Here is a 20,591-nt window from a genome sequence, read left to right as displayed (position 1 = left end):
ACTGTCACATCAGTGGTGGCTGACACCACCGGGTGCTGACATCATTTGCACCTGATCCGGTCGTGAGACGAGAGAGACCTCTGATGTCCGACAAGCCCTCTGTGCTGTTCGTCTGTGTCCACAACGCCGGCCGTTCCCAGATGGCCGCCGCGTGGCTGACCCACCTGGCGGGGGACCGTGTCGAGGTCCGTTCCGCCGGCTCCAACCCGGGCGCGGGTGTGAACCCGGCCGCGGTGGCGGCCATGGCCGAGGTCGGCATCGACATCTCCGCCGAGGTCCCGAAGATGCTCACCGTGGACGCGGTGAAGGAGTCGGACGTCTGCATCACCATGGGCTGCGGCGACACCTGCCCGGTCTTCCCCGGCAAGCGGTACCTGGACTGGCAGCTGGAGGACCCGGCGGGCCAGGGCGTCGAGGCCGTCCGCCCGATTCGGGATGAGATCAAGGTGCTGATCGAGGGCCTGATCAAGGAGATCGCGCCGGAGCCCCAGGCATGAGCACGGCGGGGGACATACGCAACGTCATCGTCGTCGGCTCCGGCCCTGCCGGATACACCGCCGCCCTCTACACTGCCCGCGCGTCGCTGAAGCCGCTGGTCTTCGAGGGCGCGGTCACGGCCGGTGGCGCGCTGGTGCAGACGACCGAGGTGGAGAACTTCCCCGGCTTCCCGGGCGGCATCATGGGCCCGGACCTGATGGACAACATGCGGGCCCAGGCCGAACGCTTCGGCGCCGAGCTCGTCCCCGACGACATCGTCGAGGTCGACCTCACCGGCACCGTCAAGACCGTCACCGACAGCGCGGGCACGGTTCACCGGGCGAAGGCCGTCATCGTGGCGACCGGCTCGCAGCACCGCAAACTGAACCTGCCCGGTGAGGACGAACTCTCCGGCCGGGGCGTGTCGTACTGCGCGACCTGCGACGGCTTCTTCTTCCGCGAGCACGACATCGTGGTGGTGGGCGGCGGCGACACGGCGATGGAGGAAGCGACCTTCCTCTCCCGCTTCGCCCGCTCCGTGACGGTCGTCCACCGCCGCGACACCCTGCGGGCCTCCAAGACCATGCAGGACCGCGCCTTCGCCGACCCGAAGATCTCCTTCGCCTTCAACCGCGAGGTTGCCGAGATCCACGAGGTCGGCGGCAAGCTCGCCGGACTCACCCTGCGCGACACCGTCAACGGCGAGACCTCCCGCCTCCCGGCCACCGGCCTCTTCGTCGCCATCGGCCACGACCCGCGCACCGACCTCGTCACCGGCCAACTCGACCTGGACGGCGAGGGTTACCTCAAGGTCGCCTCCCCCTCCACCCACACCAACATCCCCGGCGTCTTCGGCGCGGGCGACGTCGTCGACCACACCTACCGCCAGGCCATCACCGCCGCCGGGGCTGGCTGCGCCGCCGCCCTGGACGCCGAGCGGTACCTCGCCGCCCTGGCCGGCACCGAGCAGACAGCCGAGCCGGACAAGATCACGGCTGCGGCCTGAACGACACCCGCACGAACCGGCAAGAGAAGGTCCCCATGGCCCTCAAGAACGTCACCGACGACTCCTTCGAGCAGGACGTCCTGGCCAGCGACAAGCCGGTCCTGGTCGACTTCTGGGCCGCCTGGTGCGGCCCCTGCCGCCAGCTCGCCCCCTCCCTGGAGGCGATAGCCGCCGAGCACGGCGACAAGATCGAGATCGTCAAGCTCAACATCGACGAGAACCCGGCCATCGCCGCCCGGTACGGCGTCATGTCCATCCCGACCATGAACGTCTACAAGGGCGGCGAGTTCGTGCAGAGCATCGTCGGTGCCAAGCCCAGGGCCGCCCTCGAACGAGAACTCGCCGACCACCTCGCCTGACACCCGACGCCGGTGAGGGCGCCCGCAGGGGCATCACCGAAGCCGTACGTCTGTGAAACCGATGCCCGTGCCGCAGGGCGGCACGGGCATCGCCATTGACAGGCGACATTGCCTCAATGAAAATTGAGTCAATGAACACTGAGTGGTCTGCATCGGTGGTGGCGCGAGCGCAACGGCACGCGGCACTGGGGGAACCCGCACGCCTGGCGATCATCGACCGGCTGCTGCTGGGCGACGCCTCACCCGGCGAACTCGGCCAGGAACTGGGCCTGCCCAGCAACCTCCTGGCCCACCACCTCAAGCTGCTCGACCAGGTCGGTCTGGTCGAGCGGTCCCGCTCCGAGGGCGACCGCAGGCGCACCTACCTGCGCCTGCGTGTGGAGACCCTGGCCGACACCGTGCCCGCACCCCTGCGAACGGCGCCCCGCGTGGTGTTCGTCTGCACCCACAACTCCGCCCGCTCCCACCTCGCCGCCGCCCTCTGGAAACGCCACAGCACCATCCCGGCCGCCTCAGCGGGAACCGAACCCGCGCAGCGCGTCCACCCCCGAGCCGTCGCGGTCGCACGCAGGCACGGCCTCTCCCTGGCTCCCGCCCGTACCTCGCACATCGACGAGACGCTGCGTCCGGACGACCTCGTCGTCGCCGTCTGCGACAACGCCCACGAAGAACTCGGCCCCCGCCTCCCCGACCGGCTGCACTGGTCGGTCCCCGACCCCACCCGCACCGGCACCGACGACGCCTTCGCCGACGCCCTGAGTGATCTCGCGAGCCGGATCGACCGGCTGGCGCCCGCCGTCCGCCCTCCTGGAGGCAGTGATGACTGAGACCGCGCCCGTCCCGCACCGCAACCTGAGCATCGACCAGCAACTCGCCCTGCGCACCGCCGCCACTCACCTGTCCCGCGAGTTCGACGGGATCTTCGGCGAGGAGACCATCGAACGCTTCCTGCACACCAGCTACGACCAGTTCGCCGGCCGCAGCACCATCCCCAACTACCTCCCGCTCATCGCCGAACGGTTCGCCCGCCAGCGGCTGCGCGCCCTGGCCAAGGTCGAGGGCCACCGCACCGACGGCAAGCCCGTCGTGCTCTTCCTCTGCGTCCACAACGCCGGCCGCAGCCAGATGGCCATGGGCTTCTTCCAGCACCTCGCCGGCGACAACGCCGTCGCCTGGTCCGGCGGCTCCGAACCCGGCTTCGAGGTCAACCCGTCAGCCATCGCCGCCATGGGTGAGCGCGGCATCGACATCTCCCGCGAGTTCGCCAAGCCCTGGACCGACGAGGTCGTCCGCGCCGCCGACGTCGTCGTCAGCATGGGCTGCGGCGACGCCTGCCCCGTCTTCCCCGGCAAGCAATACCTCGACTGGACCCTCGACGACCCCGCAGGCCGGACCGTCGACGACGTCCGCCCCATCCGCGACGACATCGAGCGCCGCGTCCGCGGCCTCCTCGACGACCTCGGCGTCCCGACACAGCACTGACCACGTGCACACGCCGTGCCGGGAGGTACGACAGGGCCGACGGGGGCTTCAGCGAGCACGGCCAGCGGTGTGACACTGGCCCCGTCAAGCCGCCGTTCCACCGTACGGCGAGTTCCCTGAGCCCAGTGGTCAGGTGGTGAAGGGCGGCGTCTCCTGCGGGGTGAGGTCATCGCGCAGACGAAGGAAGCGAACCGGGTGGCGGTAGCGTCCTGCGTCGACGGCGGTGTCAGCGACGAATTCGACGACCAGGTCCGGACGGACGGGGCGGTACTCCAGTTCGCCACGCGTTCCCCACCCGGCGCTGAAGTGCCGCCCATGCCAAGAATGTTCCGCTCCGGCCGGTGCCAGCCGCCGGCCCAGATCGCGCCGGGCCGCGGCATTCAGCGGAGTGGTGCGGGCGACCAGACGCAGGACACCGGCCTCGTCATAGCGGCCCAGCAGAAGGGTGAGCGGATTCTTCAGATGCCCGGTGACACCGCCGATCACCGCTTCGGACGTAGCCTGCGCACGCACCTTGATCCAGGCCCGTCTGCCCGGCAGGTAGGGCTGCGCAAGCCCCTTGAAGACCACTCCCTCGATTCCAGCCGTGCCCCAGGCCGGGTCCAGCCAGTCCTGTGCCGTAGCGCGGTCAGTCGTGTTCGGACACAGCGTAAAGGGGGCGCCGAGCACGTCGCGGGCGAAGAGGTCTTCCAGGACCGCGCGTCGCTCGCGATACGGCCGGGCCAGCTGCTCGGTGCCGTCGGCCTCAAGAACGTCGAAGACGATCACGTAGGCCGGACGGCGTGCGGCGGCCAGTGCGGCACTGGGGCCCCGGCGGCGCGCGCGGCGCTGGAGTTCGGGAAGTCCAATCGGCCTCCGTGGGGCACGACGAGTTCGCCGTCCAGGACGAGTGGCTTGCCCAGACCGGACGCCGCCGCGGCGATGTCCGGGAAGGCGGGGGTCAGGTCCGATCCCCGGCGGGACTGGATCAGCACCTGGCCGGGACGCGCGAAGAGAACGGCGCGGAACCCGTCCGCCTTCTGCTCCGCGATCAAACCGCCGGGCAGGGCCCCTTCCGGGGGCAGGGCCCGCCATGTCTCGGCAAGCATCGGCTCGATCGGAGGGGTCAGTGCCACACGGCCACATGTACGCGGCCTCACTGCAGTCCGCGCGCTGAGCGGCCCCGAACGGACGCAAGGGGATGGACTCCGGGACGTGACGACCCATCCGCCGCGCCACTGACGGCCGCGCCCGCGCGAACTCGTGGCCCGGCTGGGCAGAATGAACCGAACAACGGACGGGTTCGCGCACAGGGTAGTCCGGGAATCTGCGAACCTGCGCGCTTCGGTGTGGGACTGCATCAGCCACCCTGTCCACGGTGACCTGCGCGGACGGCCGTACGTCGTCCGCAGGGGCTGGCTCCTGGACGCGCTCGGCGATCTCGGGCCCCCGATTCAGGCGGTGCCCGCGACGGACGACGTGGAGACGGCCCGCGACTGGTACGAGAGCCTGCGGCCGCTGAACATCGAGGGCCTGGTCTGCAAGCCGGGGTCGAGCCTCTACAGGCCGTCCAGGGTATGGAACAAGGTAAGGCATTCGGAACCACTTGATGCGCCGGTGGTCGGCTACACCGGCCCCCGGTCGCGTCCGCGCGCGCTGGTGGTCGAACTGCCGGGCGGCCTCCGTGCCTTGTCGCAGCGGCTCACCGGGCCGCTGGCGGCGGATGCGGCCGCGCTCCTGGTCGACGAAGAGCCCCGGCATCTCGAAGCGACCCACGACGGCACCCGTTACGTCGCGGCCGGTCACGCTCAGGCGGAGGTGATGGCGGGCAGCACCCGGCATCAGGTCGTGACGGTCACCCGGCTGCGGCCTGCGGAGACGGACTAAAATAGAACGCGTGAGCGATACCGTGTCGGAGCCGAGGGAGGCGCGGCCGTGGCGCCCGGAGGACGGCCCGCACCCGGTGGTGTGGTCGTGGCCGCCGGGGGACCGGCCGGCGTTCTGGGTGTGGTCGCGGGGCGCCTGGCGGTGGTCGGCGGTGCGGGCCCGGCAGGACTGGCCGGACGGCCGGACCGCGTATCAGGTGCTCATCGACCTCGACGGATCGACGGCCGTCATGGCCCGCACGTACTGGTGGCCGCACGAGGGACTGATGCCGGCGCACCGCAGCTCGGTGCAGCCGTCGACCGGGCCAGGGTGGCGGGACTCCCGGCCCTCCTCGACCTCTGCGCCTTGAGATCGAGAACCGGACAACCAGCGAATCAGCAGGTCGGCCCTACCTAGCTCTAGTTAGCCGGAGTTCGCGGATACTCACCTGTGGCCATGCGCGGACACCTGATGACGTGCGGAAACCCGCCAATGGCCGAGATTCGCGACACGCTCGCGCCCTGGTCTTCCGGCTGTCCTACGGTGAGTCACGTCCCGCCCAGGGATGCCTTCTTGATGGTCCCGGACGACCTACGCCTGAGTGATTTACATCACGCGCGAAGGAGAGAGGAGACAGCGGGGTCCTCACGCTTGGTGCCGTCTCGTCGCGTCTCGTCACGTCTGGTCCCGAGTCTTGCCGAGAACTCGGCCTGCGACGCGACTGGTGTACGCGGGACACTCCGCGGAAGGTCTTGGTCGAAGCCTAGACTCCCGAGACAACGCAGAGGGAGCACACACCCGACTCGGTTCCTAGGCCATTGGTCGGGAGGGCTCCCTGTGCGGACACCCGAATCACGAATCTCACGTAAGAGAGGCGCCTGATGAACAGTAACAAGGACAGCGGTCATGGAGACAGGTGGTCGAGCCGACTGGCCCGCTACCTGTGGGAATGGCGCGTCCGGCATGGCCGGACCGTACACAGGCAGATGATCCGCGGAGCGTCGTACAGCCTCGGCAGCGGGGCGGTGAGCCTGCTGCTCATCTGGTTCGAAGCGCGCCGCTGACCCACTGAGTAGGTCAACGAGGGCCCCTACGGCTTCCGTGGGGGCCATCGGCTTTGGTCTGCGGCTCCTGCATCTGAGTGGCAGAACCAGCCGGTCACGCCGGGCCGGACTGGCGTGCGTCGTCCATCGCCTGGGCGAACTCCGGGTCACGGCGGCGGCGTTGGTAGATCGCGACGGGGGTGATTCCGGTGGCCGCGGCGGCGCCCTTCACCGTGGAGGCGGGTGTGCGCAGTTCGTCGAGGAAGCGGGCCACCCGTTCGGGGGTGAGCCGGGTCTGACGGGTGCGGTGGTAGAGGGCGAATGCCTCCCGTGCTGCTGTGCAGGCGTGGGCGTATGCCGGGTCGCGCCCCCGCCACGCGCCCACGTGACCGCTGCCCATGATCTGCTCGGCCAGGCTCGGGGCGACCCCCAGGGCGAGGAGTCGCAGGTACTCGGCGCGGGCGGTCCGCCCCTGCTCGGCGGCCGCGTCCGGGTCGCGGCCCGCGAGGGCGATCACGAGCCGGGTGTCCGTGCGGGCCGTCGCCCACACGGCCGCCAGGTCGAGCCGCAGGTCTGCGGCCGCCTCGTCCAGCGGTCGGCCGTGCCGTAGCGCGGTGATCAGCTGTACTGAACTGTCTGGCGGTGAGTCGGGCGGTTCCGGTCATGCCCGCACCCTACGAGCGGGATGCGGCTTGCAGTCTCTGGCAACGGCCTGGGATGTGGCCGTGCGCCGCCGGGTGTCACGTGAGGGGCCTGGCGGGGCACGGCTGTGTCCGACGAGGAGGGGGTCAGGCGGCGAACGCCACGTAAGAGCCGACTGTGAGGCCGGAGAAGGTGACGAGTTGGCGCGGCTTCAGGGCCGTGAAGGCGATGTGCATCGTGATGCCGGCGATGATGGCGTACGGCATGGTCTGGGGGATGAGCAGTGCGGGGGGCAGGGCGATTTCCGCGGTGATGACGGTGGCGGCCACCATGCGCCAGAGTCGGACGTCGCGGTCGGTGAGGTTGCCCATGTGGCGGCGGACGACTCCGGGGATGGCGTGTTGGCCCCGGTAGGGCAACTGGTCTTTGACCTGGGTGTAGGTGTGGACCCATTGGGCCAGGTAGAGGCCGGTGCGGAACTGCTGGCTGCGGAGTTTGTGCCAGGCGCTGTTCCAGTAGACATCCGTGGTGATCAGCACGAGGAGACACAGGGCCCAGGTGTTGGCCGTGCTGGAGCCGTGCGCGATGCCGACGCCGTGCCCGAGGTCGCCGGCGACCAGCAGGCAGCCGCCCGTGAGCAGCGTGTAGCGAACGGCGTTGGGGCTCTTGAGGTAGAGAAGCTCCATCGCGGTGCCGGCCAGGACCATCATGAGCGCGGCCCGGGGGGCCAGACCGGCCGCCAGGGCGACGGCGGCCGCGGTGCGGGCGATCAGTACGGGGCGGTAGGCGCCGGTCAGGAGTCGGGCCCGTGCGGGGCCGAAGCGCTGTTCGGCGGTGTGGCTGCTGAGTGAGCCGGGGGCGAACCGGTCCCATCCGCCCTGTCCGAAGGAGAGGGCGGACCGCAGAGTACAGACGGTGCCGTAGACGATGCGGAACAGGTGCAGCCGTCCGGGGTCGGTGGGGTGCTGGAATCCGGATGCGAGAGCGTCAACGAACCACACTGTTCCTCACCTCGATCGTCTGCTCGCCCTGTGCGGACAGGACGCGGCCGCGGCCGTCGATCCGGTCGTACCGGCCGGTGCCGGTCAGGTGGGTGATGATCGTCTGGAGCCGTTCGGGGCTGAGGAGGAAGCTGCCCGGGGAGAGGTACCGGTAGGGGTTCACCGGCTCGGTACGGCCGTCCGTGGTGCCGTCGAGGGTGATGATCGTGAAGCGGGCGCGGCAGAACATTTTCCAGCGCAGCCACTTGCCGGGCAGGCTCGTGAACCCGGTGAGCATCCACCCCACGAGAATGGCGGTGGCGGCGAGTTGGGCAGCGGACAGCACAGAAGTCGCGTGCATGAAAAGGGCCTCCGGGATGGGGAGGGTGAAGTGGTGGGGCGCCCCTTGTGCGACGGGGCGCCGGGGGGTCAGTGCTCGGGCTTGGGGGGCCGCTGCATCAGTGCGGCGGCGGCCTGGGCGAGCGTGACCTTCTCGTGCAGGAGCGCGGAGATGACGTCCGTGATCGGCATGTCGACCCCGTGGGCGCGGGCGAGTTCGAGGACCGCTTCAGCGGACTTGACGCCCTCGGTGGTCTGCCGGGTCGCTGCGGCCGCCTCGTCGACGCTCAGACCGTGGCCGAGATGGGTGCCGAAGGTGCGGTTGCGTGAGCGCGGGGAGGAACAGGTGGCCACGAGGTCGCCGAGTCCCGCCAGGCCCGCGAGGGTGGCCGGGCTGGCGCCCATCGCCACGGCCAGGCGGGTGGTCTCCGCCAGGCCCCGGGTGATGAGCACGGCCGTCGCGTTGCAGCCCAGGCCCATGCCTGCGGCGATGCCGCAGGCGAGCGCGATGACGTTCTTCACCGCGCCGCCCATCTCGCAGCCGACCACGTCGGTGCTGGTGTAGGGCCGGAAATACGGGGTGAGGCATGCCGCCTGGACGCGCTCGGCAACGGTTTCGTCCGGGCAGGCGATGGTGGCGGCGGCCGGCTGGCCCTCCATGATCTCGCCCGCCAGGTTCGGCCCCGACAGCACCGCGATCCGCTCCGCGGGGACGCCGGTCACCTCGGCGATGATCTGGCTGGCCCGCAGCCCGCTCGCGGTCTCGATGCCCTTCATCAGCGACACGATCACGGTGTCCGGGCCGATGTGCGGCGCCCACACGGTCAGGTTCGCGCGCAGGGCTTGAGCGGGGATGGAGAGTACGAGGTAGTCCGCGCCGTCCAGGGCGGCGGCCGGCTCCGTCGTGGCCGTGAGGAACGCGGGCAGCTCGATCTCGGGGAAGTAACCCGGGTTGCGGTGAGAGGTGTTGATCGCGTCGGCGACCTCGGGGCGGCGGGCGTGCATGGTGACGTGTCCGCCGGCGTCCGCCATGACCTTGGCCATGGCGGTGCCCCAGGACCCTGCCGAGAACACCGCCGTACGGCTGTGCTGGCTCACTGCGGGGTCCTCTCGCTGGTCGCGGGGCCGTCACCGGGGCGGCCGGGCTCGGGCATCCTATCGGCCGCCCCGGCATCGTCGTGCCGTGTCGGGGGGCGTCGCAGGGTCAGCAGAACGGCACGGCGGCCGTGGAGGGCGGGCATCATCCGGTGTGCCTTGCGCAGCATGTTCCTCGCCTGGATGTCGCCGAGTTCGCGCTGCAGGTCGTCGGCGTGCTCCATCCACAGCTGATAGAGCCGTCCCCACATCGCGGGCTCGCCGGGGCGCTCGTCGATGTGCTCCACGGTGAGTCCGGCGGCGTGGGCCTGGTCCTCCCACACGGGTGTGGCGCCCTGCTTCACCGACCGGGTGAGGGTCAGCCGGCCGCCGGGCGCGAGGATGCGGCCCAGTTCGCGCACCGCCTCGCTTCGGTCCTGGGTGAAGGAGAGAACGTCGACGCAGACCACGCCGTGGGCACAGCCTTCGGGCAGGCCGGTGGCGTCCAGGGAGGCGACACGGAAGGCGGCGCGGTCGGCGGGCACGAACCGGGTGCGGCGCTTGGTGGCCTGGGCGAGGGCGACGGGCGAGATGTCGATGCCTTCCAGCCGGACGGCCAGGGCGCGGGCCAGCCACAGCCCGATGCCGCCGGTGCCACAGCCCGCGTCCACGAGCATCTGACCGGGCCGCATCCGCAGCCGGGCGGCCATCAGTCCCAACAGCGGCCAGTCGCACGAACTGGAGGCGGCGACCTCGTGCGGGTAGTCCTCGCCCATCGCCGCCGCGTACAGGCGGGCGACGAGATCGGTGCGGGCCCGCGCGGCGTGGAAGGAGTCGAACTGGGCCGCCGGATCCGCCGCGGTGGGCGGCAGGGGTGGGGACGGGAGGTTGGTGGGGTGTGTCATCGGGGCATCGCCCTCCTGATCCGTGAGCGGGTACCGGGGCATACGGCCTGCACGGCGTGGACGGGCAGGCCCGGCGCGGACAGGTCCAGGGCCACCGGCTCGTGTCCGGTGACGGCTTCGATCCGCTCGGCCACGTCCTTGATGAGGTCGGCGAACCCGCCGCCGGGCGGGGTGAAGTGGGCTGTCGCCTGCGGCCACGGCACACGCGCCTGAGGCGTCGCCGGCCGGTGCGGCGGAATGCCGAAGTCGGGGCTGTCACTGGGCAGGTCGTCGCGGGTGCCCGCGATGACGGTCACGCGGGACTGTGCGGCCTCGGTCAGTGCCCGGGTGGCCGCGATGCCGGGGCTGGTGTGACACCCGCCGCCGGCGAACACATACGGATGGTCCTCCGACCACAGGTACGCCACGCACACCGGCAGCCCGTACGGGCCGTCGACGAGCGCGAGTTCCACGTCCATCCCGGCGTCCGTGAGCCGGTCGATCACCTCCCGGCCGTCGGTGTCCCCGATGGTGTGGGGGGCGATCAACGTCCTACTCCGCCCGCCGGCCTGCCCGTCCCGGTACAGCACGTCGCGCTCGACCACCTCGAACAGAGCGTGCAAGAGCGCCTCGTCCCTCGTGTTGCCGCACGCCAGGCCGGTACTGGTCGACCGCAGGAGATCAGGGGCCCAGTCCGGGCGCTGGGCTCTGCGGCGGACCAGATCGACCGGCACCAGCGCCGTCGTCCCGCTGAGCACGCGGGTGCCGGGGGTCCACTCCCACACGACCCGAGTGAGGACGTCCGCGCTGTGGGGCACGGTCAGCGGCAGCTCGGCGACGGGGCAGTCCGGGGCGACCTCGGCGGCCGGGCCTGACGCGACGACCGGCAGCGGCTGCTCCACGTGCCACAGCTCGATGGCCTCCATGACCGCCGACAGCTTCGCCAGGTCGTCGGTGAGCCCCTTGCCCTGGGAAGTGCTCAGGGTCAGGGAGTCGGGCCGGATCGCCGTCCACACCGGCAGCCCGACGCAGTCCAGTCCGGTCAGCCGGGCCACGCGGGTGATCCCGAACCCCGGCAGATACGGGGCCAGGACCTGCCACGTCTCCTCGGGCCGCCGGGCCCGCAGGGTGCCCGGCAGGACCACCATGTCGTCATCGCCCGTCACGGGCCGCCTCCCTCTGCTCGTCCATGAATCCGGGCATCAGCCGCTTCGCCGCCTCGACGGCGCGGGCCCCGCGGACGAGTCCCCGGGCGGACGCCTCGGCGTCGAACTTCTCGGCGGGGCACCGCCAGACCTGCCGGAGCGTCCGGCCGGTGAGGTCGTCACACACGGCTGCGGTCGAAAACCCCGGCACGCCGCGGCGGGCCCGGTCGAGGGCCTCGGCGTACCGGGCGACGGCCTGGCGGTCCTCGGGTGTCTCCTCGGCCAGCAACAGGGCCACCGTCTCCTCGTCGCGCAGGTCGACCGCCGGGTGGAACACCTGATGGGCGGCCAGGCCCCCGCCGGTGACGTACCCCAGTCGCGTACCGAGAGGCAGCCTCGGGCCCCGCCCTCGAAGCAACGAGCGGTGTTCGAGGTAGGCCGTCCATGTCGTGCCGAACTGCGGGGCGAACACCTGCTGATAGATCAGACGGTCCTCGGTGGACAGGTCCAGCCCGTCAACGCGGCTGCGGGCAAAGGCGTTTGACCAGCGCAGGAAGTGCGGCGTCCGCCACATCAGCGTCCCGGCGTTGATCCTGGGAACCGGACCACGCAGGGCCGTGCGCACGGCGGCCAGGGCGTCGGTGCGCTTCAGGTCGCCGAAGTGCCGGTCGTGCGCGCGCTGCTCGTCCAGCCACCGGGCGAACTCGCCCTCACCGTGGCGCCGGCATACGGCCCGCACGGCGGCCGCGGTGCGCTGCGGGTAGTAGACCTCGCGCAGGGCCTCCAGCAACTCCACGCCCCGTTCGATGCCCAGGACCCCGGCCTCGTCGGCCAGCCTCAGGACGTTCCAGAGGTTGACCAGAGGCCAGGTCAGCCCGTCCTCCTCGCCGTCCGGGGACTGACCCACCGCGACCTCGTCGTCTCCTTCGATGTCGCCTCGCACGTAGGCGGTGTAGATGTTGCCGACACCGAGCATTCCGTGCAGCGAGAGTTCGGCGGCCCGCAGGGCGCCGATGCTCGCCGCACCGATCACCTGCACCCCGCGGCCCATCGCGGCCAGGATCTCCTTGTGCCGCAGCGCGGGGGCCTGGTGGTACACCCCGTCGATGATCACCACGGTGTCGCCGTCGGGGACCGACTCGGGGAACAGGTCACCGTGCCGCACCGGCGGCCGGCTCCTCACCTCCGGCGCGGTCAGTAACGCCTCGGACCGTGACAGGGTCGGCCCGACAAATACATGGATCACTGCTGAAACCTCCTCCAAAGGGAGGGCGTCCCTCCCCGGCCACCGTCAGCCGGGGAGGGACGCCCAGGTCAGAACAGGCGGTGAGGCCTACTCCTCGTCGTCGACGTCGATCGCGACGACCACGGGTTCGACGTTGATGTCCTCGGGCGCCTCCACCGTCGAGAGAGCGGTTCGCGACTTGGCTTCCATGGGCTTCTCCTTCGTTGCTTGCGGCGGTGCGGGCCGGTTGCCCGTACCGGTGGTACTGCGGGGCCCTCGGGGCTCTCGCCCGGCGGGTCCCGCCTGCCCGCCCAGGCAGGGGCGGGAAGCTTGGGGTCAGACCTCGATCCGTGGGATTCGCCGGGCGAACCGAATAACCGCGTAGGCGTCGGTGTCGCCCACGTGCCCGCGTACGTCCCAGGTCGAGGGACAGGGCTGGAGGCTCATCGCGGACTCGGCGCTCGCGAGGTCCTCGGCGGTCCTTACGCTGACCATCGCCTGGTGATCGGCCCAGCCGACGGCCACCTTCACGTAGGCGCTCCGGCGGAAGCTTCCGGCGAACTCCCACGCGAGATCACCGAGGAGGTCGGCCACGGCCGGACTGAGACCCCACTGCGTGAACGCCTCCGTGGCGCTGCCGCGCACCAGCTCTTCGAGCCCGGGGCCCACGGACCAGGTCCACCGCAGGCTATTGCCCTGCGGGGAGGCCGGTCCTGCCGTGTGCACAGGGGAGAGCGCGAGCGGCTGGTCAGTGACGTACATCGGCGGCGTCCTCGTCGGCATGGGGGTGCTGGCGGTGCTCTGGGGGGAGGTCGAGGTGGGCCCGCACCGCGGTGCCGCAGGCCGTGGGGAGGGTCTCCCACAAGGTCGCCAGGGCCTCGACCAGTGCGAGCCCGCGGCCGCCCTCGGCGAACTCGCCGGCCTGGCGGGCCGTCAGCGGCCGGTAGGGGCTCTGGTCGGTCACGGCCACGGAGACCCGCTCGCCGGTGAGGTAGAGACTCACCTCGATCTCGGAACTGGCCGTGTGTGTCACGGAGTTGGTCGCGAGTTCGGACACGATCAGCGTCAGGTCGTCGGCCACCACCATCGGCACACGCCACAGGCGGCACCTCTCGGCAACCCGGTGGCGGGCCTCGGTGGGCGTACGCGGGTCCCGGCCGTCGAGCGTCCACGTGACGCCGAGATGGGGCACCCGCGGTGCCGTCGACGCGGTCGTGTCCGGCTCGGTCGAGGAGACGGCTCCGGTGTCGCCCCAACCCGGGGCCACCGCATCGCTGTTGGGGGCGCCGCAGTCGTCCACTCGTCCCTCCTCCAGAGCTTCGTCCAGCGCCGCGGAGTCGTGCTCGCGGCCGCGGCCCGCCCAGCCGAAAGCGGCCTGCACGTCACTGATCGCCTCAGCCAGGGCGCCGGGATCGGTGGCCGCCTCCTCGCCAGGCGGCACGAACCAGGTGCGTCCGTCCGTACGGCGGCCCTTCAGGGCCGTGACCTCGGGCGCGGGCGCCCGGACCACCGCCCCGGCGATGCACGTGGTGAGCGGCAGGCCCGGCCAGGTCCGCGCGGTCCCGGCCGGCACGACAATCTCGACGGCTTTCCGGGGGTCGGTGTGCAGCACCGGGCCGAGCGGTATGCCCTGCTGCATCAAGAGAGCGAGCGCCTTCACTCCGACGCTCGTCGTCACCCGCAGGACGTCCGCTCCCGTGACGGTGACCGGCTCCGTGCGGCCCGTCGCCCAGGCCTGGCGCAGCTTCGGGCCGGGCTCCTGGCCAGGGGTCCACGCCTCGGGGCTCATTGGGTGCACCCCGTACTCCGGTGGTCCGGGCACACCCGCACCGGCCAGGCCAGACGGCCCGCGTCCTCGGGGTCGCTGCGGGTGTAGACGTATCCCCCCGGCTGCAGACCGTCGGTGCGGGGACAACGCGCACACGCCATGCCGCCGAGCTGGAGGCGCTGCCGGGGTGTGAGCCCTATGAGATCCAGCGCGCCAACCCGCACGTCTCTCTCCGCCGGGTAGGCCCTGAGCAGGGCGATTCCCTCACCACTCGACTGCGTATACGGCGCCATGTGCGCTCCCGATCATCGGACGACCAGCAATCGACACAGCGCGATTGGGTCGCTACCTGATGTGTCCAGCGACCTCTAGAGTGCCTCCTTGCGCACTTGTCGCGCAAGTGATGCGCAACTTGCGCATCGCTTGCGCGTACATGTTTGAGCGTGTGGAACGAGGAGGCCTGGGATGTGTGCAGCTCGGAGGGGTCGTGGGGCAGACTGGAGGCAGGAAGCTGCGCAACCGCGCGGCAAGCAAAAGGTCAGGGGGCGGCGGCGAGTGGCTCGCGTTACGGCACCGAGCGTGCAAAAACGGCAGCTCGGTGCGGAATTGAGGCGTCTGCGAATCGCCCGCGGGCTCCGACTGGAGGACGTGGCTGCCCGGCTGAGCTGTTCGGAAGGGCGCGTTAGCCGCCTGGAGACGGGGAACGGGCGGGCGACACTGCGCCCTCACGAACTCGAAACTTTGTGCGATCTCTTTGGGGTCACGGAGGATCGCCAGCGGAACATGCTGCTCGGCATGCTGTCGTCCTCGCTCCAACCAGGTTGGTGGGACTCCTTCCGTGACGTGCTGCCGAGCGGGCTGGAGGTCTACTTCGGGCTGGAGACGGAGGCCCAGGCAGAGCACGCGTGGGAGCCGGTCCTGATCCATGGCCTGCTGCAGACGGCCGACTACGCCAGGGCTGTGCTGTCCGGCCATCCGGGCAACCGGCTGCACGACGTCGCGGCGCTCGTGTCAGCCCGGATCAAGCGGCAAGAACTGTTGACACGGGTGGACCGGGACCCCCTCGAACTCTGGGCGATTCTCGACGAACAGGTCGTCCGTCGTCCCGTCGGCGGCCCTGACGTGATGCGGAATCAGATCCTCCATCTCGTTGAGGTGGCGGCTCTCCCGAACGTGACCGTCCAGATCATGCCGGTGGCCAAAGGAGTGCACGCTGGTCTCGGAGGAGCTTTCTCGATCTTGGACTTCCAGGACAGTGACCCCGTCATCTACATCGACAGCCCGGCCGGGAACCTCTACATGGAGAAGAAGAGCGACATCCGGCATTTCGGCGCGTCGTTCGACCTCCTCAAAGCCGAAGCCCTCGACCCCGACGATTCAACTGCGCTGCTACAGCGCGTCGCAGAGGAGAGCTGATCATGACCGGCGACGAACACCTGACAGCCGACGCGGATCTGACGGATCTGGACTGGTTCAAGGCCTCGGCGTCCTCTGGCACTGGCGGGTGCCTCGAGGTCGCCATCCTGCCCAACAGTTCTGGTCGCCTGGCAGTACGGGACTCCAAGGTCACGAACGGGCCTAGCCTGGTCCTCCGCTCGGTAGCCTTCGCCGCGCTTGTCAACGGGGTGTCCGCCGGGACCATCTGAATCACCAAGCGCAGTGAAGGGGGCGACCTCGTACAGCCCCTTCGCCATGCACACCGCCGTGCAGTGGTGACTGAGCGACAGCCGCGGCTTCTGTGGGATGGCCAACCGGGTCCCGCCGGCTGATCTGCGGCGTTGTCGCTCAATGACGATCTGCCGCGGGCCACTTACGGACACGCGACGCTGTGAGTCGTCACGAGCTCGGCATCCTCATCGCCCCGCCTTAGCTGGTGCTCGGTTGGACGGCACCAACTTCATGGCGCATCGCAACTAGCGGACCCTGCGCGTCGACGTGCCCGAGCCGGTGAGGAGTTCGTGGATGAGGGCCTCGGTCTCCGTCTCCAGCGAGCAGTCCAACGACCGGTTGACCTGTTGCACGCGTGTGATGGCGGTATGCAGTCCTTGCCGATTCCCGGCCGCATGCTCGATCCGCAGCCAGTCCCGATACAACAGCTCTGCTGTGTCGTCGACGTCGAGGCCGGTCGCGACGGCCTGACGAGCCGCACTGAGGTCGTGGTGCGGACCTGCGGGCGTGCGGTAAGTGGCCACGGTGTGCGCGACGTCGATGATGCGCGTGATCATTTCCTGCTGGTACGGCTCGGCCCAAGGCAGGGGCTTGCCGCCGAACGGCCGACCCCGCACCAAAGTCAGCGCCCTCTCCAGATCGGTCAGGCCAGCCGGCCCCAGCGGCAGGGCACGCTCGACGAGTTGAAGGAAGCGGGTCCAGTCGCAGCGCACGCCGGGGGAGAGCTGGTAGGGACTCTCGCCGGTCTTGCGGCGCGGCACATAGGGGTCGCCGGCCGGGTCGTTCCCCAAAGAGCGACGCAGGCCCTGCATCCGGGCGTTGAGGGTGCTTAGCGACCAAGGGCTGACGGGATCCATGTCTGAACACAGGGCGTCGGCGCTTCGCCCGGGCCGGAAGAACAACAAGGCGGCGAGTTGCGCCATCCGCGGGCCGTGGCCGGTGCTGTCCACGCCGGTCACCTCGACCGGGCCCAGGACCCGGATCTCCGGTGCGTGCAGGTCGTGCGTTTCGCACTCCTCCTTGCGTTCCTCGGCGGAGTCCTCTTGGTCGCCAGCCTTCGCGGCATCTTCTCCAGTGGTGTCCGCGGCTGCTACGGGCTCGGGGTCCGGGGGCGCTGTTGTGGTGTCTGGGCCTGGCTGGGCGTCGGCCTGAGCCGACGTCGTGGGCAGGAGACGAAGTCCAGCGGGATCGGAGGTGGCGGCGAGCAGAGCAGGGAACACTTCGCCGCCCACGTCCGCTGCCGACGAAGGGCTCGGGGTAGCGGACGTGGGCGCGATGGGGTCCTCCGATACGGCAGGATCCGGCTGCTGCACCGTGTCGGGCTCGTCCGGGACCTCCTGCCAGGGACCCTCGGCCGGGTGGGACGGTTGCCCGGACACCCTCAGCGCGGTGGTGATCTGCACGTAGGCGGCATGCTCCAGGCGCTGCACCGTGATGTCGATGCCGGCGCAGTCGAGGTTCTGCGGCTCGCTGAGTGAAGCGTTGAGGATTTCCGCCTCAGAAAAGTGTGCGGCCGCTGAACTGGCCGGAGCGACCAGGGTGACGGGCACCGTGCCGGACTTGTCGATGACATCGGCGAACTGCCAGGCCGTGTCCGCGTCCAGCGACGACGCGCACAGCAGCAGATACGGCTGATGCTGGGTCTCGGGCATCTGGTGCGCTTCCAGCAGCCGCTCGGACAGATCGCGCAGTGCGTGGGCGGCCTGCCGCATGTGGGCGATCCGCGCAGTGGGCAGCAGCTGTGGCAGGTCCTCACCGAACCCGATCGTCACGACCTCGACTTCACTCGCCCACGGGCTCATCCCGAACTCCAGGGCGAGAGAGGTGCACACCTCGGAGATGTGGACGGGGTTGCCGTCCAGCAGCAGCGCGGGCAACTGCGCGAGATTGAGCAGCAGAAGCTCACCCGCCTCGGTGCTGCCTACCGTGACTAGCCCTGGATATGGTGCCGGCACCTCGCGGGCGGCCTCCTCGTCCAGGAGGACGGCATCAGAGGGCACGACCCACCAACCGGCCTGTCCGGAGACGAAGGGCGCCTGCGCCTCCTGGGAGAGATCCTCGGGCAGCACCTCCACCGCGCGTGCGCCGATCCGTGCGGCCCGCAGCGGCGGCACGAGCGCAGGGTCCTCCTTCTGAGCCGCCCGGTGGGCCAGGGTCCGCAGCGCCACGTCCAGGCGGGCAGCGCCGCCCGGCTCGGCGGCCGCCGCCAACTGGGCCTCTGCGGTGGATGTCTCCGAGGCGATGGCGATCTTCTCGCCGGGCTTGCGGCGCCGGCGCTGGAGTGTCCTGCGCAGGGCGAGGGCACCGGTGATGGCGGCGGCCAGCAGCGCGCCGGCGCCGAGCACGGTGTGCAGGTTCAGCCGGCTGCTGGACGGAGCCGTCACCGGAGTCTCGGACGTTGTGCTGGTCGGGGAGGCAACCGAGCCGGATGCATCAGTCGGCACCGACGGCGGGGCAGTAGAAGGCGAGAGGCTGACGCCGGGCCCGGGCATCGCTGGATCCGATACGGAAGGAGACCTCTGATCCTGGCCGGGTTGTTCGGCAGGGCGGCTCGCCGGTGCGCTCGGGGCAGACGACTCTGGTGCAGGCGCTGCGGTGTGGCTGGGTACGGGCGCCTGCTCATCGCCCGTACCTTCGTCGGGCTTCTGCTCGCCGTCGGGCTTCTGGGTGTCCGGGGGAGGTGTCTCCGGGCTGCCCGACTCATCACCCTCATCGAGGTCGGGGGGCATCTGGTCGGGCTGGGTGTCGGGCACAGAGACCTGCTGACCTGTGTAGATCACATCCGGGTCGGAGATCTCGGGCAGGCCGTCTGGTTGCGGTTTGCCCTTGCTGGCCTCGAACAGCTGAGGCCACCTATTGCCGTCGCCGAGCTCCTCCTCCGCGATCTTCGACAGATAGTCGCCGGAGTGGACCGTGACGACGTGCTCGCCCTTCTCATCAGCAGTCGGGGCACCGTCACCCAGCTGCGTACGGGTTCCTCCCACGACAGCCGGGGAGCTGGAGGACACCTCAGGCATCTGCAGCCTCCACCCGGGTTGCAGAAAGCTGTTGCTCTTGAAGACCTGTCCGTCGGTCATGGGGCGGCCCTCGTTGAGGGCGGCGATCTCCCGCCAGCGCTCACCGTCGCCGAGTTCCTGCTCGGCGATGCTCCACAGGCTTTCCGCCGGACGCACCTCCCTCACCGTGTACGCACGGGGTTCCGTCGCGTTCGTGGCGGCCACCGAATCTGCAGCCGCCCCGGCGGTGTGCTGTTCTCCTGGCGCCTGCCCGGGCACCCGGGCGTCGCTGATGGCCGGTGCTGCCTGGGCAGGGGAGGCCAGAGCCGAACTGGTGGGCAGCAGGACCAGAATGCCGCCGACCAACGCGGCCGCGGCCCGCTGGGAGGAGCCCAGGCCTCGGGGGGCATGCCACGTCCGGCCGCGCAGCTGCGCGGCCAGCTCTCGTACGACGCAGAACGTGAACTGCGCCCACCCGATCCAGCCCACCGCGACGAGCAGCAGCAGGAACACCGCACCGGTGTCCTGCCGGTCCAGCAGGTGCGCGAGATCGTCGTGGCTGGACGCCCAGATCACCGGGGTGGCCCAGGCCAGCAACAGCGGCAGACCGGCGACCACGGTGGCCAGGCCCAGCAGACTGCCCAGGGCCTTAAGGACCCGGGCCATGGCGGAGCCCGCGGTGGTGGGGGAGTGGGAGTGGGTGGTGCGCATTCAGTTTCCTTCGGGAGCGGTGACGCCGTGCAGGAGGGTCGCCGTGGCGTGGCCGGTCACCGCGAGACTGCCAATTCCGACCACGGGCAGGAACTTCGTTTCGTACGTGTCGGCGACGGTGACGGTGAGCGTCGTGCCGTCCCCGGAGACGCTGACCGTGCCGCCGACGCCGGCGGCGGCGAGGTACGCCCGCGCTGCCGCCACGGCAGCCTGCGGGTCGACGACGATGGCTTCGCCGGGGATGGCCTGAGCCGGGTCGATGGCCTGCCCGCCAGCCCGCGCGGCCTCCCCGGCGAGGTAGTCGGCGCGTTCGGTGGCGCGCATCTTGCTGCCGCCGTCGACGGCGACCCCGATGATCCCGATCAACGCGACGACACAGACGGCGACGAACACGGTGACGCCGCCCCGGTCGTCGAGCCGCTCTAGGCGGCGAGCCAGCCAGTGGCCGTTCATCAGTCCCCCCGCTGCCGGTACTGGTCCACCACCGAGGTCGCCGTCGACGTGAGCGTCCGCGCCCCGGGCACGCCCGGCAACAGCAGGTCGGCGAGGTTGACCGTGCACGTCACCGTCGCGGTCACGGTGCCGACCTGCCCCACCGGCACGCTCAGGCCACCCGCGTCGACGCTGACGCTGGTGGACGCACACGTGATGCCCTGGTCGTCGAGGGAGTCCGCGGCCGCCGTGTGGGCGGCACTCTGGGCGGCCGCCACCGTGCGGTGAATGGAGGCTTCCCGGGCCGCTTCCTCGGCAGCGGCATCGATTTTCGATCCGGAGGTGACGATCCGGCCCCCGGCGATCGCCAGACACACGAACATAATCAGTGCCGGCACGATGATGGCGGCCTCGATCGCGGCGCTGCCCTCATCGCCCCGGATTCGCTCGGACCACCGGGCCCTGTTACGCACGTTGTTCACTCCCCTGCTACCTAAAAGGCCAGGTTCGGGCGT

General features: G+C 70.4%; 25 protein-coding genes and 1 pseudogene. 11 read left to right on the top strand and 15 right to left on the bottom strand.

Annotated features, from left to right (window positions below; genetic code table 11):
- The first annotated feature begins 83 nt into the window (after positions 1-83).
- From ABT147_RS33140 to ABT147_RS33120, 5 genes are all read left to right on the top strand, one after another.
- Positions 84-497 (top strand): arsenate reductase ArsC, encoded by a 414-nt coding sequence (locus tag ABT147_RS33140; protein WP_351413110.1) that lies wholly within the window; start codon positions 84-86, stop codon positions 495-497.
- Entirely contained in the window at positions 494-1,483 is a 990-nt protein-coding gene (gene trxB / locus ABT147_RS33135; protein ID WP_351413108.1) for a thioredoxin-disulfide reductase, read from the top strand. Before ABT147_RS33140 ends, trxB begins: the two co-directional genes overlap by 4 nt.
- Positions 1,484-1,518: 35 nt before the next feature.
- Entirely contained in the window at positions 1,519-1,842 is a 324-nt protein-coding gene (gene trxA / locus ABT147_RS33130; RefSeq protein ID WP_351413105.1) for a thioredoxin, read from the top strand.
- A gap of 131 nt (positions 1,843-1,973) precedes the next feature.
- Positions 1,974-2,669 (top strand): arsenate reductase/protein-tyrosine-phosphatase family protein, encoded by a 696-nt coding sequence (locus ABT147_RS33125; protein ID WP_351413103.1) that lies wholly within the window; start codon positions 1,974-1,976, stop codon positions 2,667-2,669.
- Entirely contained in the window at positions 2,662-3,324 is a 663-nt protein-coding gene (locus tag ABT147_RS33120; protein WP_351413102.1) for an arsenate reductase ArsC, read from the top strand. The genes ABT147_RS33125 and ABT147_RS33120 overlap by 8 nt, the downstream gene beginning before the upstream one ends.
- Before the next feature lie 129 nt (positions 3,325-3,453).
- On the opposite strand, the gene ABT147_RS33115 is transcribed toward ABT147_RS33120, so the two are convergent.
- Entirely contained in the window at positions 3,454-4,092 is a 639-nt protein-coding gene (locus tag ABT147_RS33115; protein ID WP_351413099.1) for an ATP-dependent DNA ligase, read from the bottom strand.
- Entirely contained in the window at positions 4,089-4,439 is a 351-nt protein-coding gene (locus tag ABT147_RS33110; protein WP_351413097.1) for an ATP-dependent DNA ligase, read from the bottom strand. Before ABT147_RS33110 ends, ABT147_RS33115 begins: the two co-directional genes overlap by 4 nt.
- A gap of 211 nt (positions 4,440-4,650) precedes the next feature.
- On the opposite strand from ABT147_RS33110, the gene ABT147_RS33105 reads away from it, so the two are divergent.
- The 3 genes from ABT147_RS33105 to ABT147_RS33095 all read left to right on the top strand — a co-directional run bounded on the left by ABT147_RS33105 (position 4,651) and on the right by ABT147_RS33095 (position 6,233).
- Positions 4,651-5,190: a DNA ligase-like domain-containing protein gene (locus ABT147_RS33105; protein WP_351413095.1), complete on the top strand. Its 540-nt coding sequence runs from the start codon at positions 4,651-4,653 to the stop codon at positions 5,188-5,190.
- A gap of 10 nt (positions 5,191-5,200) precedes the next feature.
- Positions 5,201-5,539, top strand: coding sequence for a hypothetical protein (locus ABT147_RS33100; protein WP_351413093.1), 339 nt, complete (start codon positions 5,201-5,203; stop codon positions 5,537-5,539).
- A 511-nt stretch (positions 5,540-6,050) separates the two neighbouring features.
- Entirely contained in the window at positions 6,051-6,233 is a 183-nt protein-coding gene (locus tag ABT147_RS33095) for a hypothetical protein (protein ID WP_351413091.1), read from the top strand.
- 94 nt (positions 6,234-6,327) lie between these two features.
- Here the strand turns inward: ABT147_RS33095 and ABT147_RS33090 are convergent, their stop codons facing one another.
- The 10 genes from ABT147_RS33090 to ABT147_RS33045 form a co-directional block, all read right to left on the bottom strand.
- Complete coding sequence (locus ABT147_RS33090; protein WP_351413089.1) at positions 6,328-6,762, bottom strand: hypothetical protein; 435 nt, start codon at positions 6,760-6,762, stop codon at positions 6,328-6,330.
- A gap of 238 nt (positions 6,763-7,000) precedes the next feature.
- Entirely contained in the window at positions 7,001-7,855 is an 855-nt protein-coding gene (locus tag ABT147_RS33085) for a hypothetical protein (protein ID WP_351413086.1), read from the bottom strand.
- Positions 7,842-8,195 (bottom strand): hypothetical protein, encoded by a 354-nt coding sequence (locus tag ABT147_RS33080; protein ID WP_351413084.1) that lies wholly within the window; start codon positions 8,193-8,195, stop codon positions 7,842-7,844. Before ABT147_RS33080 ends, ABT147_RS33085 begins: the two co-directional genes overlap by 14 nt.
- 68 nt (positions 8,196-8,263) lie before the next feature.
- Positions 8,264-9,271, bottom strand: coding sequence for an NAD(P)H-dependent glycerol-3-phosphate dehydrogenase (locus ABT147_RS33075; RefSeq protein WP_351413081.1), 1,008 nt, complete (start codon positions 9,269-9,271; stop codon positions 8,264-8,266).
- Positions 9,268-10,152, bottom strand: coding sequence for a class I SAM-dependent methyltransferase (locus ABT147_RS33070; RefSeq protein ID WP_351413079.1), 885 nt, complete (start codon positions 10,150-10,152; stop codon positions 9,268-9,270). Before ABT147_RS33070 ends, ABT147_RS33075 begins: the two co-directional genes overlap by 4 nt.
- The gene (locus tag ABT147_RS33065; RefSeq protein ID WP_351413077.1) at positions 10,149-11,297 is read right to left on the bottom strand and encodes a YcaO-like family protein; all 1,149 of its coding nucleotides are present in this window, start codon (positions 11,295-11,297) and stop codon (positions 10,149-10,151) included. The genes ABT147_RS33070 and ABT147_RS33065 overlap by 4 nt, the downstream gene beginning before the upstream one ends.
- A complete protein-coding gene (locus ABT147_RS33060) occupies positions 11,284-12,441 on the bottom strand; it encodes a TfuA-like protein (RefSeq protein ID WP_351413075.1) in 1,158 nt (385 codons plus the stop codon). Before ABT147_RS33060 ends, ABT147_RS33065 begins: the two co-directional genes overlap by 14 nt.
- A 396-nt stretch (positions 12,442-12,837) precedes the next feature.
- The gene (locus tag ABT147_RS33055) at positions 12,838-13,263 is read right to left on the bottom strand and encodes a hypothetical protein (protein ID WP_351413072.1); all 426 of its coding nucleotides are present in this window, start codon (positions 13,261-13,263) and stop codon (positions 12,838-12,840) included.
- Positions 13,250-14,290 carry an ATP-binding protein gene (locus ABT147_RS33050; RefSeq protein WP_351413070.1) on the bottom strand — a complete coding sequence of 347 codons (1,041 nt, stop codon included), beginning with the start codon at positions 14,288-14,290 and terminating at the stop codon, positions 13,250-13,252. Before ABT147_RS33050 ends, ABT147_RS33055 begins: the two co-directional genes overlap by 14 nt.
- Positions 14,287-14,562, bottom strand: a complete 276-nt coding sequence (locus ABT147_RS33045; protein WP_351413068.1) for a hypothetical protein — start codon at positions 14,560-14,562, stop codon at positions 14,287-14,289. The genes ABT147_RS33050 and ABT147_RS33045 overlap by 4 nt, the downstream gene beginning before the upstream one ends.
- A gap of 172 nt (positions 14,563-14,734) precedes the next feature.
- On the opposite strand from ABT147_RS33045, the pseudogene ABT147_RS33040 reads away from it, so the two are divergent.
- From ABT147_RS33040 to ABT147_RS33030, 3 genes and pseudogenes are all read left to right on the top strand, one after another.
- Positions 14,735-14,983: pseudogene (locus ABT147_RS33040) on the top strand (helix-turn-helix domain-containing protein); the annotation flags it as partial.
- Between the two features lie 69 nt (positions 14,984-15,052).
- Positions 15,053-15,685: a DUF5753 domain-containing protein gene (locus tag ABT147_RS33035; protein WP_351413186.1), complete on the top strand. Its 633-nt coding sequence runs from the start codon at positions 15,053-15,055 to the stop codon at positions 15,683-15,685.
- A 2-nt stretch (positions 15,686-15,687) separates the two neighbouring features.
- Entirely contained in the window at positions 15,688-15,915 is a 228-nt protein-coding gene (locus tag ABT147_RS33030) for a DUF397 domain-containing protein (RefSeq protein WP_351413066.1), read from the top strand.
- A 267-nt stretch (positions 15,916-16,182) separates the two neighbouring features.
- Here the strand turns inward: ABT147_RS33030 and ABT147_RS33025 are convergent, their stop codons facing one another.
- The 3 genes from ABT147_RS33025 to ABT147_RS33015 are packed head-to-tail and all read right to left on the bottom strand — an operon-like array spanning position 16,183 to position 20,549.
- Positions 16,183-19,644, bottom strand: coding sequence for a hypothetical protein (locus tag ABT147_RS33025; protein WP_351413065.1), 3,462 nt, complete (start codon positions 19,642-19,644; stop codon positions 16,183-16,185).
- Positions 19,645-20,097 (bottom strand): pilus assembly protein TadG-related protein, encoded by a 453-nt coding sequence (locus ABT147_RS33020; protein ID WP_351413062.1) that lies wholly within the window; start codon positions 20,095-20,097, stop codon positions 19,645-19,647. It lies immediately after the preceding gene.
- Positions 20,097-20,549, bottom strand: a complete 453-nt coding sequence (locus ABT147_RS33015; RefSeq protein ID WP_351413060.1) for a TadE family protein — start codon at positions 20,547-20,549, stop codon at positions 20,097-20,099. The genes ABT147_RS33020 and ABT147_RS33015 overlap by 1 nt, the downstream gene beginning before the upstream one ends.
- Positions 20,550-20,591: the final 42 nt, after the last annotated feature.

The organism is Streptomyces sp. NPDC001868, from assembly GCF_040297125.1.
In the GTDB taxonomy this organism is placed as follows: domain Bacteria; phylum Actinomycetota; class Actinomycetes; order Streptomycetales; family Streptomycetaceae; genus Streptomyces.
The sequence above is the reverse complement of the archived record's forward strand: the minus strand, read 5'-3'. Positions and strand labels throughout refer to the sequence as shown.